Below are 17,082 nucleotides of genomic sequence, written 5' to 3' on the forward strand. Positions count from 1 at the left end.
TTATGTATACTTAGAGCCTATCCAAAAGGTTGATTTTACAAGCCCTACGGTTGCACAAAATCAACTCTTCAATCACTTTTCGGGTAGATTCTTAAAACCTTTAAGTGTCTAATATGGTTGGCGTGAAAGAATTTATGCCGAAAGATGTTGTTGCTTTATTTGCAGGATGTGGGGGGCTGGATTTAGGCTTCCAGAGAGCGGGCTTTAACGTGGTTTGGGCAAATGAGTGCGACAAAGAAATTTGGCAAACGTATGAAAACAATCACATTGGTACTTATCTGGATAGGCGGGATGTAAGAAGCATTGCTTCTGAAGACATCCCCGATTGTATTGGAATTATTGGGGGTCCCCCGTGCCAAAGTTGGAGCGAAGCTGGAATTCAAAGAGGATTAGATGACGATCGAGGCAAACTCTTTTTAGAGTATGTTCGCATTTTGAAGGATAAGCAACCTTTATTTTTTCTTGCTGAAAATGTTTCTGGAATGCTGCATAAGAAACATCAAAAGGTTGTAGGAGATATCATCGCTGCTTTTGAAGAGGTCGGCTACACAGTTTCGTTCAAACTTTTAAATGCAAATCACTATAACGTTCCTCAAGACAGGAAACGAGTTATTTTTATTGGCTATCACATCAATTTGGGAAGGCGTTTTCAATTTAACTCCCTCCCTTCAAACCCTGATGTTCTTACGTTGAAAGATGCCATTTGGGATATTAGAGAATCTGCCCTGCCAGCTATCGATAAAACTAAGACCAACGGAAGGGACTGTTTAATTCCTAATCATGAATATATGACGGGTGGTTTTTCTTCAATCTATATGTCACGAAATCGAGTTCGCATGTGGAATGAGGCTTCATTTACTATTCAAGCTGGCGGACGACATGCACCCATTCATCCTCAAGCAAACCAAATGATTCATATAGACAAAGACAAGTGGATTTTTGATCCTGAATCTCCTTACCCTTATAGACGCCTTTCTGTTCGTGAATGTGCAAGAATTCAAACTTTTCCTGATAACTTCACGTTCCACTATGAAAACTTATCTGCTGGCTACAAAATGGTCGGGAACGCAGTTCCTGTAAATTTTGGCTTTGCGTTAGGTCGGGCTATTTATGAAGATTTATTTATGTTTAATCCAGCTAATCAGCATATAAAAAATGATCACACTGAAAAAATCACTGAAAAACAACTTTCTCTAAAATTCTAGGTAGTGGTATTCATGTAATGTTTTTCGTGGCGCGGGTGTCACCCACAACACAGAAAATCATTACATTTCCAGGACTACCAAATTTTATTAGCCAAGTATTCTAGAGAATGAGAGATTTCTTCAATTCCAAAACTAAATTCTAAATATTTCTTTGGGTACAACAATTTCAATAGGCTGAGTATCAAATTTTAGACTTGGATTACTACTGATTCTACTAGAAGCTGTATGAAGTCGCATCGATATCTTCCAGTCATTGGAGAAGTTTAAATCGACATAGTTTTGCCTTGCTTGCGCTGTAGTAGATGTTGGGATAGACAATTTACTAAACTCTTCGATAACCAATAACTGATCTTTTTCGTGAAAAACTAATTTATAGAAGTCGTTCTTTCCAACAAGAAAGCTAAAAAGATGGGAAGCATTAGCTTGGTGGAAACAATATTGATTGATAAATTCAGATACAAGATTGCAAGTAGGAATATATAAATTGTTGAAAACGCTTTTTTGACCCAGATCAGAGAATCTTAAATAACCTTTTGCTAAACATGAAAACTCTTGAGTTATTTTTTTGTATTCTGTTCTAAAATTGACATCCTCTGGGCTATTTTTGTGAAACCCACAATGTTGAGCAGTAGAACCTGGTCTTTGATGCTTTAACGCTTTATGGTTATGCTTGATTGATAAGTTGATAATAGAAGAATTGATACTAATTCTGATATCAGTTACATCACCTTGTTTAGAAGCATGGTCGGGTAACCTATCTATCTGAATCGCGTGCTTGGAGACAGCAAACGTTTGGTCAAGCCAATCAAACGTGCAGATGGCACAATTTGTATAATTTTGCTGCATAGCAATTGGCAGACTGAAATAATGAATCCGATCTCTTTGCTGGTCTTGTACAGCACGGGAGGTCAGTTGAATGTGAGTGGGTAATCGTTTAACAATTTCTGCCACGATCGCATATTCCAAAGCTCTTCCGTACTGATTGGAAACGTTTGCCGAGATATTTTGCATTTTGAAGTTCTCATACTTATCCCATTCCTAAAAAATACTAAGACCATTTAGTAAGTTCTTTATTAGCTAATAGCTGTTAGCCGTTAGCTAATAGCTGTTAGCGTAGATCCCTAAGCGATCGAAAATTGCTGTAAGGTGTTTTGCAACTCTGGTTCAGCTTCAAGGGTCGGCTGCGAGATGTGCAAGGTAATTCCTGCCTGATCAGCCCAGGTTGAGAGATCTTGAAAAGAGCGATCGCGATAGATACCGTATCTTTCGCGCTTGTTACGAATCCGCTGGGGTAACTCGGGCACAATGCCAAAGTTGGGCGGCATCGGCTGAAAATGCTTGGGAGATGCGGAACTGATAAATTCAAATAACGATCCCATCATTGTGGTGGGGGGTAGGCTCAAAGGTGTTTGTCCCAAGGCGACACGGGCAGAGTTGGTTCCTGCCAACCAGCCGCCAGCCGCCGCTGCCGTATAGCCTTCTGTTCCCACCAGTTGACCGGCTGCTAATAGGGTTGGGCGGGTTTTAAACTGAAGTGTGGCGTGCAATAATTCGGGCGCATTGATGAATGTGTTGCGGTGCATTACGCCCATGCGAACAAATTCCGCTGCTTCTAACCCCGGAATCAGTTGAAATACTCGCTTTTGTTCACCCCACCGTAAATTGGTTTGAAACCCGACCATATTCCATAATTGCCCGGCTTTATCTTCCTGGCGTAGTTGCACAACTGCGTAGGGTCGGTTAATCCGGTTTTCTGGATCTTTGAAGTCGCCTTTGCGAGCATCAAACAACCCGACAGGTTTGAGGGGACCATAGCGCATCGTGTCTTCGCCACGCCGTGCCATTTCTTCGATCGGCAGGCAGCCTTCAAAAAAGCTGGCGGTCTCTCGTTCAAAATCTTTAAGTTCTGCTTGTTCTGCGGCACACAAGGTTTGCCAAAACAGAAGATACTGCTCTCGATTCATGGGGCAGTTGAGGTAGGCAGCATCACCCCGATCGTAGCGAGAGGCTAAAAATGCAATCTCTCGGTTGATCGACTCACCCACAATAATAGGACTGGCAGCATCGAAGAAACTCATGTATTCCATGCCCGTGAAGCGCTGCAAATTTTCAGCTAACGCCGGACTGGTGAGTGGCCCTGTGGTCAAAACCACGATTCCATCTGTGGGGATGTCATGGATTTCATCGCGCCGCAGTTCGATCAACGGATGTTGCGATAGGGTTTCTGTTAAGTTCTGACTGAAAATGGCACGATCTACTGCCAATGCGCCGCCCGCAGGGACTGCGTGTTCATCAGCTTTGCCAATAATAATCGAGCCTAGCCGCCGCAATTCTTCATGCAATAGTCCTGAAGCGCGATCGCTTGCCTGTGCCCCAAAGGAGTTGCTGCATACCAGTTCTGCCAGGTGTTCGGTATGGTGAGCCGGACTCAGGCGTTGAGGACGCATCTCATATAAAATTACGGGAACCCCAGCCTGAGCAATTTGCCAAGCTGCTTCAGTGCCTGCCAATCCTCCGCCAATTACCTGAATCGGTTGCTTTACCATCGATGTATTAATGCAGTAATTTCAATTGCGTCATGTTCAACTATTTTTGTGAAAGCGTCGCTCTGCAAGGCTCTCATTCAATAACCTTGGGATCACAAATTCACTAAAACTCAGACGTTGATGGTCAGAAGCGCGGCGTTGCCGTGCTTCTGACCATCAATCTTTGGTTTCTTTAAATTCATGATCCTTCATGGCTCACAGGGCAAAGCGCTATCAACAACCCTTTTCTAGGCTACTGGATCGGGAGAAAATCCAACACTAATTTTTGGCATCGCCAATTTTCCTGATGGCTAAGGAGATGAACGGTAGATAGAAGTGGTAGATGCACCCTGACTTCAAACTCTGGCTTCGCGCCAGAGTTTTTTATTGGAGACGCATGTCTTTGAGTTTTGTAAACTGCAAGCGGTAAAATTTGGGGATGAAAAATTTCTCATCGTTGCCTCAAATTCCCGCTTGTGCCTGGAAACGCCCGATTGGACTGGGTTGGAACAAGCCCTACACGGTTCGCTACCCTAGCAATTTGGATGATGGTCCCTGGCATGGTGCGCCACTGGGCGGGTTTGGTGCTGGATGTATTGGGCGATCGCACCGAGGCGATTTTAACCTCTGGCATATTGATGGCGGTGAGCATGTGTTTCAAACCATGCCTGCGTGTCAATTTAGTGTATTTGAACAGGTTGCCGGTGAAGCACCGCAGGCGTATGCACTGTGTACGGAAGCCCCGCAAGATGGAACGTTAGCCACCTGGCAGTGGTATCCGTCTGGTCGTCAGGAGGCCACCAACCGCCAGCCGTCAACCGCTAATAGCCAAGATACAGGCACTTACCACGCCCTGTATCCTCGCAGTTGGTTTGTCTACGAGAATGTGTTGCAATCTGAGCTAGCGTGCGAACAGTTTTCACCCATTTGGGCAGAAAATTATCAGGAGTCGAGCTATCCTGTTGCGGTCTTTGATTGGACGGCACATAACCCAGGCGATCGCCCCCTAACGTTGAGCATCATGCTTTCTTGGGAAAATATGGTGGGTTGGTTTACCAACACGCTCAAAGCACCGGAGGTCAGGGTGCGGGATGATGGTAGCCCGGTGTATGAATATCAGCCCCGCATAGGAGAGAGTCAGGGCAATTTCAACGCGTGGAGGGCAGAATCCTCAGCGGTTGGCTGCGTTATGGATCAGCAATCTGGCACTTCTGATCTCCAAGCGGTAGCGGAAGGAGATGGACAGTGGGTCATTTTAGCCGATCCTTTTGCCGCTGATGTGTTTTACCACACGCGCTGGAATCCGACAGGGGATGGCGCAGATCTATGGCAATCTTTTTCAACGGATGGATCACTCCCCAACTTGGCGGATGAAACCCCTGCTATGGCTGGAGAACGCATTGGTGGCGCGATCGCCTTGCGGGTTACTTTAGCTCCGGGAGAAACGCGGCAGCTTTTATTTACCCTGGCGTGGGATTTTCCGGTGACAGAATTTGCGGAGGGGGTTGAGTATTTCCGTCGTTATACTGACTTTTTTAGTCGCACTGGTAAAAATGCCTGGGCGATCGCCCAGACGGCTTTAGAACAGGCTCCCCATTGGCAAGAGCAGATTCAACAGTGGCAACAGCCAATTTTAGAGCGGCATGACTTGCCTGACTGGTTTAAGATGGCGTTGTTTAATGAGTTGTACGATCTGACGGATGGCGGCACTCTCTGGAGTGCGGCGAGCGATCGCGATCCCTACGGACAATTCGCAGTCTTGGAATGTATTGACTATCGTTGGTACGAAAGTCTGGATGTTCGGCTTTACGGGTCGTTTGCCTTACTCAAGCTGTTCCCAGAACTCGACAAAGCTGTACTTCGTGCCTTTGCCAGAGCCATTCCTGCTGAAGATAGTAGATTGCGCACAATCGGTTACTACTATACGATTGGTGCGCCCAGTCCCCAGGTTTTACGCAAAGCTGCTTGTGCGACTCCGCATGATCTGGGTGCGCCCAACGAACATCCCTGGGAGAAAACGAACTACACCAGTTATCAGGACTGTAATCTGTGGAAAGATCTGGGATGCGATTTTGTTCTTCAGGTCTATCGCGATTTTGTCTGGACGGGTGGCACCGACTACGAATTTTTGGCAGAATCCTGGTCGGCGATCGCTACGACCCTGGCATACCTTAAAACGTTTGATCTGGATGGTGATGGCATCCCCGAAAACTCTGGCGCGCCCGACCAAACATTTGATGATTGGCGACTCCAGGGGATCAGTGCTTACTGTGGTGGCTTGTGGATCGCAGCCCTGGAAGCGGCGATCGCTATTGGCAAAATTCTGGACCGTAAAGCCTACGAAAATGCTGACTTGCCCCTCTGTCTCCCAGCACCCTCCTCACTTTTGCCTCAATACCAAACCTGGCTTGCCCAATCCCGTCCCCTCTACCAAGAAACGCTATGGAACGGGCAATATTACCGATTGGATACCGGGAGCGGTTCGGATGTCGTCATGGCAGATCAACTCTGTGGGCAATTTTATGCCCGTCTGCTCGGCTTACCCGACGTCGTTCCTTCAGACTGTGCTGATTCTGCTCTAAAAACGGTATATGAATCATGTTTCTTGAAATTTCATGACGGACAATGGGGTGCGGCAAATGGGGTTAGACCCGATGGCTCACCCGTCAATCTTAAAGACACGCATCCACTGGAAGTGTGGACGGGAATCAACTTTGGGTTGGCAGCGTTTTTAGTGCAGATGGGCATGAAAGATGAAGCATTCCGCTTAACAGAAGCTGTGGTTCGACAGATCTATGAAAATGGGTTGCAATTCCGGACGCCTGAAGCCATCACGGCTGCCGGAACTTTTCGAGCCAGCCATTATCTCCGAGCCATGGCAATCTGGGGAATCTACTGTCTTCTCTAGCCTGATGCGATCGCGTTAGGTCAGGTGTTGAGTTGAATCCTGGTATGAGTTTGAATGTTGTGAGAGAGTTGCGCTCTGCGCGACTCTCTCACTACCTCCTGATTTAACCAGTTCATTAAGCACAGAAACGGTGTTGTGGGGCGCTCCGCGCCCCACAACACCGTACTCAATCAACCTGCACTAAAAAAATACCCACTACTGATACAGCAGTGGGTATGAGGTTTGGTACCTGTGTTTGGCGAAATCGAGGAGGAGAGATGAAACTTTAAATAATATTTAGGGTTCTGTCTGGAGGGTCTGAGGTTTGAGATGGTCAACCATTTGCTCTAAGCCTCTTTGTACCCGACGGCTTACCGTCATTGGGCTAACCCCAATCCGTTCGGCAACTTCTTTACGCGACAAATCACTAAAATAAACAAACTCGATCGCAGATCTGGTTTTTTCTTCCAATTGGCTCAGCGCTTGTTGAATTTGCTGCCGATCTTCTTCCAAGTTTTGCAGAGTTTGATAATGCATATCCGGCAACGTTTCACCTAACGTTACAGGAGAGTCAATTTGCTGACAGATGGTTGCGTCTAAACTTAAAGGAGAGCGATTTTTTGTTGCGGTTCTGATTTCGCCCCACTCTTCTACGGAAATTCCAAGTTGTTCGGCAATTTCGCTATCTTTGGGTTGCCGACCCAGTGTTTTGGTCAATTCTGCTTTAACTTTTTGCCCTTGTTTTTGCATATCTTGCCAACGGCGGGGGACTTTTACGGTCGTACCGCGATCGCGTAAAAAGTGGAGCATTTCACCCCGGATATAAGGCACTGCAAATGAACTAAAAGCACAGCCCTGAGTAGGGTTAAACCGTTCAACAGCTCGAATCAAACCTAAGTAACCGATTTGTTCGAGATCTTCATAGGGTTCAGAACACTGATAGCTAATTCGATGAGCAATCTTACGGACTAAGCCTGCATTTAAACGAACCAGTTGGTTACGGAGAGACACGGTAGGATTTTGCTGATACGCCACCAACAATTCCATCGTGTGAGAGCGAACTGAAGATTGAAGAACCGCCATCTGAGAATCACCTTGCGTCCGATTTAAGTTCATTGTCCTTTTGTCACCCCGTCCAAACCATCGTTATTTCACGGGAATGAAAGGAATAGTTAGAGCAAGTATCAGCAGAAACACGGAACCTTACCCCTCATCTCCAAAGACTTATGTTGCTGATCCTCAAACAATGTGTCGTGGAAAACACGTTCTGTTCTCCATTTGCCATCGTCTGCCCTCAAGCAGTGCCCCGGTGTTACTGGGTTTGGGTATGACTTTGCATGTGAACCTTTGGTTTCATATGCAAAGTCATACCAAGCGTCAGCCATATAGCAGTACGTATTAGGGTTAAGACGGGGTGCAGGGGTTTCATCCCTGCATGGGAGCACTGCACCCACCCCCCTAATGGCCTAACTGGATTGCGTAGAGCCATATATCGAGCAGTGCCCCAGAAAACAAGAGATCTAGAGTTATTTGGTTGATTTGCCGTTAAGTCGATCTGCAAAATTTAGAATAGACATAAGATGGCACTAAGCGACTGATTTACCTTAACGCCCATTTTTAGGGAACAGACTTTATGAGCAATACCAGTAACTTTCGTGAAGCAATTCGTCAGGCACGTACACAAGCGTTAGTCGGTCCTAACGTAATTACGAACGCACTGCCCTTTTTAGGCGGTGGATTAGTTCTTACGGCTTTGGGTACGTATGGTGGTTTGCATGTCATTCAAACCAATCCAGCCTTATTTATGCCCACATTCTTCGGGGCAATTGTTCTAGAACTCGTGCTTTTCTTTGTTGCCCGTGGCATTGCAGAAAAGGGAAATAACAGCGCTGCTCTACCGTTATTGGCAACCTATAGCCTTTTGTCGGGCTACACACTGAGTGGTCTGGTTTATTTGGCACTCGGCACCCAAGGGGTTGGCATTGCTGGCGTTGGGTTTGCCGCTTTGGGCTGTGGTGCTACGTTTATTGTTGCTCGTCAGATTGGCTCTGGCTTGTCAGATCAAGATGGTCTGGCTCTGACGCAAACTATTAAGTTGGGCATGATTGCCTTTCTGGTTGTGTTGGTGGGGCAACTTGCCTTTTCATTGTTTGGTGTTTATACGCCAAGCTGGTTAGAAATTGGAATTTCTGGGATTGGTGTATTTTTGTTTGCTGGCGCTGCGGTTGTAGATTTTTACATTCTGCCGCGCACTTACCGAGATGACCAATATTTACCCGCAGCTCTGTCCATGTATTTGACATACGTTAATCTGTTCATCTTTATTCTGCGTTTGCTGATTGCGATTAACCGCGACTAGTGCTGCACTACTAGTACACCAACTTAAAAGTTTTAGAAGGGGTGGAGGGGGTAAAACCCCCTCTTGGGGGCGCAGCCCCCAAACCCCCATGTTGCAAAATTTCGTGTTTGTAATACTAGTGCTTTGTCATGTATTTTCTGACGGGTGATGTGCTGCGCTTTGCGCGGCACATCACCCGTTTTAACCGTCAATTTTTAATGGACAGACCACTAGAAACTGTTCAGGAAACGTTTGAAGGGGTGTACAGCGACGCTGTACACCCCTTCAAACGTTTTGAGCTTGCTTAGGATCACAAATTAATTAGCCTGTCATTCTTTCCAGGAGACGATGGATGCACCGTTACTCTCTCAAAAAAATTGGGTTTTATTAAATTTATGCTCCTGAGTGATGAGATATCTCTAAACGCAAACCTTCTGGTTTTAGGCTTAAAAAATATCCCAAAAATTAGCAATGTCAAGTTTTTAGATTCTTGTTAGGCTAGTAGGCCTTACAGAACACCAAGGCTATTTAGACCCAAGATCACGCCTGCTCCCAGGATATGACCAAAGCTGGTGGTGCCCAGCACGGCACCCAAGCCAAAGCCACCAAACATGTTGGAGGAAGGCATTTCGGGACCTACGTTAGGATGCTTAATGGTTAATTTTCCGAATGCAATGGCGAGGATGTTGCAGAGAATCATCACGATCGCCACCTTTGGGCTCCATTCTAGGGTTGGTGGAACGATAGCAAGCAGGGTTGAAGTGATCAACGTATTTTCTCCTTAGCTTTGAATAAAATGGCAAATGAAAATATCAGGAGGATTTTTACCTAAAAATACCGCTTTTAGGTACCTATTGCATTAATAGTTAATGTTTTGTAGAGATTGAATACAAACAAATGGGTTTTGCAATGGTTAGGGAATGTGAGCAAGTGCAAACTTTAGTAAAGCTTATTTACTGTTTACTGCAAGATTTTAAGTGAAGTTTGAGTTATGGGCAGATTAAGACGGTAGGCTGTTGTGTTTTCATGCTATGCGCCAAGAGCAGTCTCATTTACACTTGAAACAGTCAAGTTTCCTTGAATATGGAACCTCTGTGGGAGGCGATCTGATCATCGATACATTTCAGAAAGCAGATTTAGCCCTGGTACTTGAACAAGTAGACCACGCGATCGCTTTTTTTGCCTCCGATCTGAGGTTGGTTGAGTTTAACGATCAATGGGTCAGGTTGTGGGATTTAGAGCCGGGATGGCTACAATCTTGTCCCCATCTCGATGTCATGTTGACTGAACTAGTGATGCGGGGCTGTTGGTCAGCGGAAAATCGTCGGGTGTTTGAGACGGCACTTACCAAATTACAGACGGGCAAGGTGACTATTGCTCTGGTTCTGGCTGATATGACGGTGTTGGATCTACGGTTGTCAGCGACCTCCAGAGGGGGGCTACTGGTTGTTTGCGATCGCAACCCCAGCACCCCTTCTGCTACCCCAGCGGAACCTCAAAAACGACTCTTTTGCTCAGATTTACACTGCGATCCACAATCCTCTTTACCCCAACGGTTTCAGCAGGCTGAAGCAGAACTGCGCCGTAGTGAAGCCACCAACCGTGCCCTGGTACAGGCGATTCCGGATCTGATGATCAGAATGACCCGAGATGGCACCTATCTCAACTTTATTCCAGCCAAAGATTTTAAACCGATCACCATTGCGCCTGACATGCGAGGCAAGAATATTGCAGAGGTGATGCCGCCAGACATTACTCAGAAGCGGTTGTTTTATGTCGATCAGGCGTTGAAAACTGGACAAATTCAAATCCATGAGTTTCAGCTGCAAACTGCTACGGGACTTCGCTTTCAGGAAGCCCGCATCGCGGTTTGTGGTGAAGACGAGGTTTTGGTCATTGTTCGGGACATTACCGATCGCAAACAGGTGGAAATAGCCCTTCAGCAAAGTGAGGCGCATTATCGAGCTGTCGTAGAAGATCAAATGGAATTGATCTGTCGGTTTTTGCCCGACTATACCCTCACATTTGTGAATGAGGCACTGTGCCGATATTTTGGGAAATCGCGCGATGAATTGTTGGGGCAAAACTGGTTACTTTTATTTTCGCCAGAAGAACAACAGGTATTCAAACCTTACTTGAATTCTTTAACTGTAGACAATCCGGTGGGGATGTCTGAAGAGCTTTGTTTGAATGCAAAGGATGAAGCCCGGTGGCTCTATTGGACGGATCGAGCTTTTTTTAATGAGCAAGGCGAGTTAGAAGGATATCAATCGGTTGGGCTTGATATTACGAATTTGAAGCGCGTTCAGAAGTCGTTGCAAAAGAGTGAAGCCAGTTATCGTGCCATTGTTGAAGATCAAACGGAGTTAATCTGCCGATTTTTGCCCGATTGTACTCTCACATTTGTTAATCAGGCGTTTTGTCGGTACTTTGATAAACGTCCTGACGAGTTGATTGGGCACAGTTTTTTAGAACTGATTCCGGAAGCTGATCGACATATTCCTCTGGAACAATTTTTGATGTTGTCAGCCAGTCATCCTGTGGTCACCTATGAACATCGGGCTTTAATTGCCAGTGGGGAACTTCGCCATCAGCAATGGACGGATCGAGCAATCTTAAACGGGCAGGGGCAAATTGTTGAATATCAATCTGTCGGACGCGATATTACTGAACTTAAGCGTCTGGAAACTGTGTTGCGGCAAGCCAATGTAGAACTTGGCATTAAGGTTGAAGAGCAAAATACTGAGTTAAATGTGGCGATCGCCCAACTTCAGCAAGAAATTGCCAAACGTCAACAAACTCAAGCAGAATTGTTTGCCAGTGAAGAACGGTATCGATCGATGGTGGCAGCCCTGCATGAAGGGATTGTGTTGCAAGATGCCGAACACCGATTTCTTACCTGCAATGCCAGCGCTGAAAAGATTCTGGGAATTACAGCTGATCAGATCAAAGGGCGAACCATTGATGAAATTAGTGATGAAATTGGCTGGCACTTTATTCATGCTGATGGGTCTGCGTGTGAGCTAAACAACAGCACGTTTGCGATTACCCATTCGCCAGAAAGTTCTGCTGCCAATGTTGTGATTGGGCTATGTAAGCCCGATGAAACGGTCGTTTGGCTTTTGGTCAACGCGCAACCGCTGTTTCGTGATGGAGAAGGTGCTCCCTATGCGATGGTGACTTCTTTTTCAGATATCACGGCGCGGAAGCAAGCAGAGGCGAAGCTGCAAGAAAGTGAAGAACGGTTTCGTCAATTGACCGACAATATTCAGGAAGTGTTTTGGATTTTTGATATTCAAAATTCTCAAGTGTTGTATGTCAGCCCTGCGTTTGAGACTATTTGGGGACAGCCGTGTAATAGCCTGTATGGAAAGCGAGATCTCTGGTTGGATTCGATTCACCCCGACGATCGCGATCGCGTTCGCAGTGTGTTTAAGAATCGCCAAACCGATCGGCTGGAATATCGGATCGTACAACCCGATGGTTCGCTGCGTTGGATTCGCGATCGCGCTTTCCCCGTCTATAACGAAGCCGGACAGGTCTACCGAATTGCGGGTATTGCAGAAGATATTACTCAAAGTAAACGGCAAGAAAATCGATTACGCCTGTTAGAGTCGGTTGTGGTCAATGCCCACGACTCGATCGTGATTACCGAAAGTAGCCCCATTAGCCATCCGGGGCCCCGGATTCTTTACGTTAACGCCGCATTTAGCCGGTTGACTGGCTATACCGCAGAGGAGGTCATTGGTAAAACACCCCGGATTCTTCAAGGCAGTAAAACTAATCGCGAAAGTCTTCAGAAGATCCGGAAGGCGCTTGAGACTTGGCACCCTATCATGGTTGAGTTGATCAACTATCGCAAAGACCGATCTGAATTTTGGGTTGAGCTAAGTCTTGTGCCCGTTGCCGATGAAAAAGGGCATTACACTCATTGGATTGCGATTCAGCGGGATATTACACAACGCAAACAGCTTGAAGAACGACTTTTAACAACGTTGCAAAAAGAGCAAGAGCTGAGCGAGTTGAAATCTCATTTTGTTACGTCCACCTCCCACGAGTTTCGGACGCCCTTGAGTATTATCCTTTCTTCAGCGGAATTGCTAGAGCACTATGGGCACACCTGGGAAGATGGCGATCGGTTGGAACATTTGCGTCTAGTTCAGGCAACGGTCAAACATATGACGCAGTTGTTGGAAGATATTTTGCTGATTGGCAAGGCGGAGGCAGGGAAGTTGGAGTTGCGACCGACCCCCGTCAATATTCAACCGTTTTGTCAGGGATTACTCAATGAGATGCAGCGAGGGTTGGGAAGAGACCATCAACTGGTGTTGACCTGTAACGATGAGATTGGTGTGATGCAACTCGATGAAAAGTTACTGCGCCAAATTTTGCAAAACTTGCTATCTAATGCCATTAAATATTCTGAGCCAGGATGCTTGATTGAGTTATCGCTCAGTCATGAAAACCATCAATTATTGCTTCAGGTGAAAGATGAGGGGATGGGCATCCCAGAATCGGATCAGCCCCGATTGTTTGAGTCGTTTCGACGGGCTGAAAATGCCAGTGGTTTTCCAGGAACTGGTCTAGGGTTGGCGATCGCCAAGCATTGTGTAGACATTCATGGTGGAGAAATTAGCTTTATTAGTGAGTTAGACGTTGGCACTACTTTTACGGTTGCACTCCCCATTGTGCGCGATGCTTAAGGATCGGAGCGCACAAGGTGTTATGAGAGAGCCGCGCCCTGCGCGGCTCTCTCATAACACCCGTGATTTATCCAGGTGCGAAGACTATGAGCTGTGCTTCTGAAGGTTGATCGGCAATTGCACCAGGAAACGGGTTTCATTCCTATCGCTTTCTGCCCACACCCAACCGCCTAAATAGGTGGTCAGTTTCTTTACCAATGCCAGTCCTAATCCCGTTCCTCCATATTTCCAAGGATCGGCACTGGGAATGCGATAGAAGCGATCGAAAATTAGCGCCAGTTCTGCCTGCGGAATTTCAATGCCAGAATTGCTCAGGGTCAGGGTAATGCAGGGTATGGGGGGTGTTGTCGGATGAGCAGACGGCTGGGCTGTGACGGTAATGACGGCACCGGGCGGGGTGAATTTGTAGGCATTGGTCAATAGTTCTCCCAAGATCCGGTTGAACATATACAGATCGGTTGTCAGCGGAGGCAGGTCTGAAGGCAGGTTCAGCAAGAGTTGTTGCTGGTGATCGTGGAATCGTTCTTCGAAGGTTTCGGTGACTTGAGGAATCCAGTTTTGTAGATGAATCAGGCTGGGGATGAAGGGTTGATTGCCTGCTTCTAATTGTTGGAGGGTCAACAGATCGTTAATCAAATTAATTTCGCGATCGCTTTCTTCTTGTAAAATTTTGAGGCAATGGGCAGCTTTAATTGCCTTTTGTTTGACAGGATTAAGCGGCTCACACTGTTCCTCAACGGGTGTCGTGGAAGCGGGATAAGAGCCTGTTTGTTGTGGCTTGCCACGAATGGGGGAGGCTATAGGACTGAGCGCTGTAGTTGAGTTCAAATCTAAACCGACTTCAGCCCATTCATGCCCAAAGCAATCTTGAAAAATGATTTCAAGGACTTGCACCACCATCCTGATGCTAGATAACGGGGTTCGCAGTTCGTGAGAAATCGTGTTAAGAAAATCATCTTTGAGGTTGTTTAGTTTTTCTAGTTCTCTGACCTGTTCTTTGGCGGCTTGATAGAGGCGAGACTGACGTAGAGCGATCGCACATTGATTGGCAACGTGTTGCATCAGCCGGATTTCAGGTTGGCTAAAGATATGTTTGGGCTGATGAATCAGTCGGATATCGCCCAGAGTGCCGTGGTCGTCAAACATCGGACAGGTAAGGATGGCTGCTCTCTCACCAGGGGGTGGCATCCAGGGGCAAAATTGCACAGATTGCTGTTGAATCAGTGATTCATACAGCACAGCCGCCTGATTCATCGGTACTGCAATGCCTTGTAACGATGTATTAGGTGTCGTGTATTCATAGCGAATGGTTGCAATCTGCTGTTCCAGGTCATAAAGCGAGGCATAACAGGTCGTGGCATCAAAGGCGATCGCCAATTCTCGTACGGCTGTTTGCAAAATCAAGGCTTCATCTAATGAATCCCGCACTTTATCCGTAATGCGTTTGAGGACAGCTTCAAAATCTAACGCTTCCTGGAGTTGCTCGGTTCGGTCTTTGACTTGTAATTCTAACGATGCATTAAGCTGCTGAAGTTGTTTGTATAATTCAGATTGCTGAATCGCGACTGCCAACTGATTTTCCACTTGTTTTAGTAATTGAATTTCCCAGGGTTGCCAGTCTCTTTCGGTTTGGCATTGTTGAACCACCAGTAGCCCCCACAATTGGTGGTCGATTGGCTGTTTCAAGTGACAGGTTGGTTGCAAGGCGCAATAACAGAGGGCTGTCTGTTGCAGATCTGTCGTCCGCTCAATCTCTGGCAGATTTCTGATAATGGGAATATCAAGCTGTGCTTTGACGGCAAACGATTGCAACAGGTGTTTATATGCCGGGTCAAGGGTAGATGTTGTAATATTGGCGATCGCCCGAATTTCACCATGGCAGAAGGGTTCAATGTGCCATTCCTGGTCTAGTTGAGAGCTACCAATTGTCCAATCTAACAAAGAAGGTAACTCTGGTAGACAGGCTTCAACCACAACGGTACTGGCTGGTTTGTCAGGTAAAAATCGATAAATCAAAACCCGATCGGCTTTGAGTAAATGCTGTACTTCTTGAACTGTGGTTTGAAGGATGGTGTTGAGATCTAGCGATTGGCGAATGTGGCGCGTGATCGTTTCGGTCAGTTGTTTTTGGTGAAGTTGCGATCGCAATTCTTGTTCTGATTGTTTTTGAATCGTGATATCGTGTGCCATCCCGACAATGTGCTGGGGCAATCCTTCGGCAGTGAATTGCAGAACTGTTTCGTGCGATCGCAACCATTTCCACTGACCGTTGGACTGTTTTACTCGACATTCCCATGCCAGCACGTCTGCTTTTTGCCAGGTCTTCCAGCACCTTATATGCTGTTTCATTTCATCCCAATCTGCTGGATGAATCAATTGAGCCAACGAGGTGGCTGTCATGGTTTGAATGCTGGTTGGCGTATACCCCAAGACCTGTTCCACCCGTTGGTTTACATACAAACAGGCTGGCTCATGCACGTTGTACACATAGATAATGTTAGGACTGATGTCGAGAATGTGCTGGGACAGATTGCCACGTAAGAATTCTAGGGGATGAGTCGAGATCGGGCAGGCGTTCCGTCTGCTGCCTCTCAAAAGACGCTGGTGTGGTTGACGATGTGAGGAGTGACCCGAATTGCTGCGTCCAGTAAGTTTCGACATAGTATCCCTGATCCCATACCTGGAATCTCATCCAACGTGTTCTTAATGCGTTAAGGATCGTAGATTAAATAAGATCGACGATTGAATCGTTTGCAGGGACGAGCGATCGTTCGCCCGTGTAACAAATTATCGACGTTATCCAGTTCTCATTCCTAAGGATTGCGGATTTAATAAAACCGAAGATTTATTGTTGGAAGCGCGGCGGAGCCGCGCTTCCAACAATAAACGTCCGGGTTTTAATTAAGTTGTGATCCGAAGGCTTTACCTGATTGTGGAGAATTGTGCAGTAGATTTGGAATGATTCCTGTCAACAACTCAGAGTTTTGGATTGAAGTCTTTACCTTTTCGTGTGTGGTCAGTCACTCTGCACTATTAAATATCTAGTTCTAAAACCCTGTACTACCTACTGTGCAGGCGGTACAGGGTTCTAATAGTCTATATTTAATGACGATCACTGACTGATCACCTGTTGGGGAAATCACTCCAGGAACGCTACTTCTACACCCTTTCATCGTTTGAATTCGATGTCTCAATTAACCTATTGGGGGAACTAATTTTTCTTATGAGAAAACTTTAATTCTCGTGCCAATCCCTTTAGGATTACGAATTAAACCAGATTTGAACGTTTATGTTTGGTAGTGTGCCGCCGCCACGCTGCCAAACATAAAATGTCGGTATTGTTACATCCATGATCTTTAGTATTCCCCAAATAGAGTGAAATTTCTTCAACCATCGGCTTTATGCCACTGGGAGTGAGATTTAT

Annotated in this window: 10 protein-coding genes; 5 read left to right on the forward strand and 5 right to left on the reverse strand. The window is 46.2% G+C overall.

The window, feature by feature from the left end:
- The first annotated feature begins 113 nt into the window (after window positions 1-113).
- Window positions 114-1,205, forward strand: a complete 1,092-nt coding sequence (locus tag ACR6Z4_RS18690) for a DNA cytosine methyltransferase (RefSeq protein WP_479718822.1) — start codon at window positions 114-116, stop codon at window positions 1,203-1,205.
- Window positions 1,206-1,337: 132 nt separating this feature from the next.
- Here the strand turns inward: ACR6Z4_RS18690 and ACR6Z4_RS18695 are convergent, their stop codons facing one another.
- The gene (locus ACR6Z4_RS18695) at window positions 1,338-2,216 is read right to left on the reverse strand and encodes a HaeIII family restriction endonuclease (RefSeq protein ID WP_479718823.1); all 879 of its coding nucleotides are present in this window, start codon (window positions 2,214-2,216) and stop codon (window positions 1,338-1,340) included.
- Window positions 2,217-2,326: 110 nt separating this feature from the next.
- Window positions 2,327-3,751 (reverse strand): FADH(2)-oxidizing methylenetetrahydrofolate--tRNA-(uracil(54)-C(5))-methyltransferase TrmFO, encoded by a 1,425-nt coding sequence (gene trmFO / locus ACR6Z4_RS18700; RefSeq protein WP_479718824.1) that lies wholly within the window; start codon window positions 3,749-3,751, stop codon window positions 2,327-2,329.
- Between the two features lie 418 nt (window positions 3,752-4,169).
- On the opposite strand from trmFO, the gene ACR6Z4_RS18705 reads away from it, so the two are divergent.
- Window positions 4,170-6,638: a GH116 family glycosyl hydrolase gene (locus ACR6Z4_RS18705; RefSeq protein WP_479718825.1), complete on the forward strand. Its 2,469-nt coding sequence runs from the start codon at window positions 4,170-4,172 to the stop codon at window positions 6,636-6,638.
- 276 nt (window positions 6,639-6,914) lie between these two features.
- Here the strand turns inward: ACR6Z4_RS18705 and ACR6Z4_RS18710 are convergent, their stop codons facing one another.
- Window positions 6,915-7,700 carry an RNA polymerase sigma factor SigF gene (locus tag ACR6Z4_RS18710; RefSeq protein WP_479718826.1) on the reverse strand — a complete coding sequence of 262 codons (786 nt, stop codon included), beginning with the start codon at window positions 7,698-7,700 and terminating at the stop codon, window positions 6,915-6,917.
- 550 nt (window positions 7,701-8,250) lie between these two features.
- Here ACR6Z4_RS18710 and ACR6Z4_RS18715 point away from each other — a divergent pair.
- Together ACR6Z4_RS18715 and ACR6Z4_RS18720 are read left to right on the forward strand one after the other, a co-directional pair.
- On the forward strand, window positions 8,251-8,976 hold the full coding sequence (locus tag ACR6Z4_RS18715; protein WP_479718827.1) for a Bax inhibitor-1/YccA family protein: 726 nt from the start codon (window positions 8,251-8,253) through the stop codon (window positions 8,974-8,976).
- Window positions 8,977-9,104: 128 nt separating this feature from the next.
- Entirely contained in the window at window positions 9,105-9,263 is a 159-nt protein-coding gene (locus ACR6Z4_RS18720) for a hypothetical protein (RefSeq protein WP_479718828.1), read from the forward strand.
- A gap of 200 nt (window positions 9,264-9,463) precedes the next feature.
- Here ACR6Z4_RS18720 and psaK read toward each other — a convergent pair whose 3' ends face one another.
- A complete protein-coding gene (gene psaK / locus ACR6Z4_RS18725) occupies window positions 9,464-9,721 on the reverse strand; it encodes a photosystem I reaction center subunit PsaK (RefSeq protein WP_479718872.1) in 258 nt (85 codons plus the stop codon).
- Between the two features lie 265 nt (window positions 9,722-9,986).
- Between psaK and ACR6Z4_RS18730 the strand changes: the two genes are divergently transcribed.
- Window positions 9,987-13,658 (forward strand): PAS domain S-box protein, encoded by a 3,672-nt coding sequence (locus tag ACR6Z4_RS18730; protein ID WP_479718829.1) that lies wholly within the window; start codon window positions 9,987-9,989, stop codon window positions 13,656-13,658.
- Window positions 13,659-13,742: 84 nt separating this feature from the next.
- On the opposite strand, the gene ACR6Z4_RS18735 is transcribed toward ACR6Z4_RS18730, so the two are convergent.
- On the reverse strand, window positions 13,743-16,319 hold the full coding sequence (locus ACR6Z4_RS18735) for a GAF domain-containing protein (RefSeq protein WP_479718830.1): 2,577 nt from the start codon (window positions 16,317-16,319) through the stop codon (window positions 13,743-13,745).
- Window positions 16,320-17,082 lie beyond the last annotated feature (763 nt).

The sequence above is a fragment of the Calyptranema fuscum S582 genome, assembly GCF_055793305.1.

Excerpts from the sequence above, each read along its gene's own strand:
- ACR6Z4_RS18690 (WP_479718822.1), top strand. The coding sequence starts at position 114 with ATGGTTGGCGTGAAAGAATTTATGCCGAAAGATGTTGTTGCTTTATTT.
- ACR6Z4_RS18695 (WP_479718823.1), bottom strand. The coding sequence starts at position 2,216 with ATGCAAAATATCTCGGCAAACGTTTCCAATCAGTACGGAAGAGCTTTG.
- trmFO (WP_479718824.1), bottom strand. The coding sequence starts at position 3,751 with ATGGTAAAGCAACCGATTCAGGTAATTGGCGGAGGATTGGCAGGCACT.
- ACR6Z4_RS18705 (WP_479718825.1), top strand. The coding sequence starts at position 4,170 with ATGAAAAATTTCTCATCGTTGCCTCAAATTCCCGCTTGTGCCTGGAAA.
- ACR6Z4_RS18710 (WP_479718826.1), bottom strand. The coding sequence starts at position 7,700 with ATGGCGGTTCTTCAATCTTCAGTTCGCTCTCACACGATGGAATTGTTG.
- ACR6Z4_RS18715 (WP_479718827.1), top strand. The coding sequence starts at position 8,251 with ATGAGCAATACCAGTAACTTTCGTGAAGCAATTCGTCAGGCACGTACA.
- ACR6Z4_RS18720 (WP_479718828.1), top strand. The coding sequence starts at position 9,105 with ATGTATTTTCTGACGGGTGATGTGCTGCGCTTTGCGCGGCACATCACC.
- ACR6Z4_RS18730 (WP_479718829.1), top strand. The coding sequence starts at position 9,987 with ATGCGCCAAGAGCAGTCTCATTTACACTTGAAACAGTCAAGTTTCCTT.
- ACR6Z4_RS18735 (WP_479718830.1), bottom strand. The coding sequence starts at position 16,319 with ATGTCGAAACTTACTGGACGCAGCAATTCGGGTCACTCCTCACATCGT.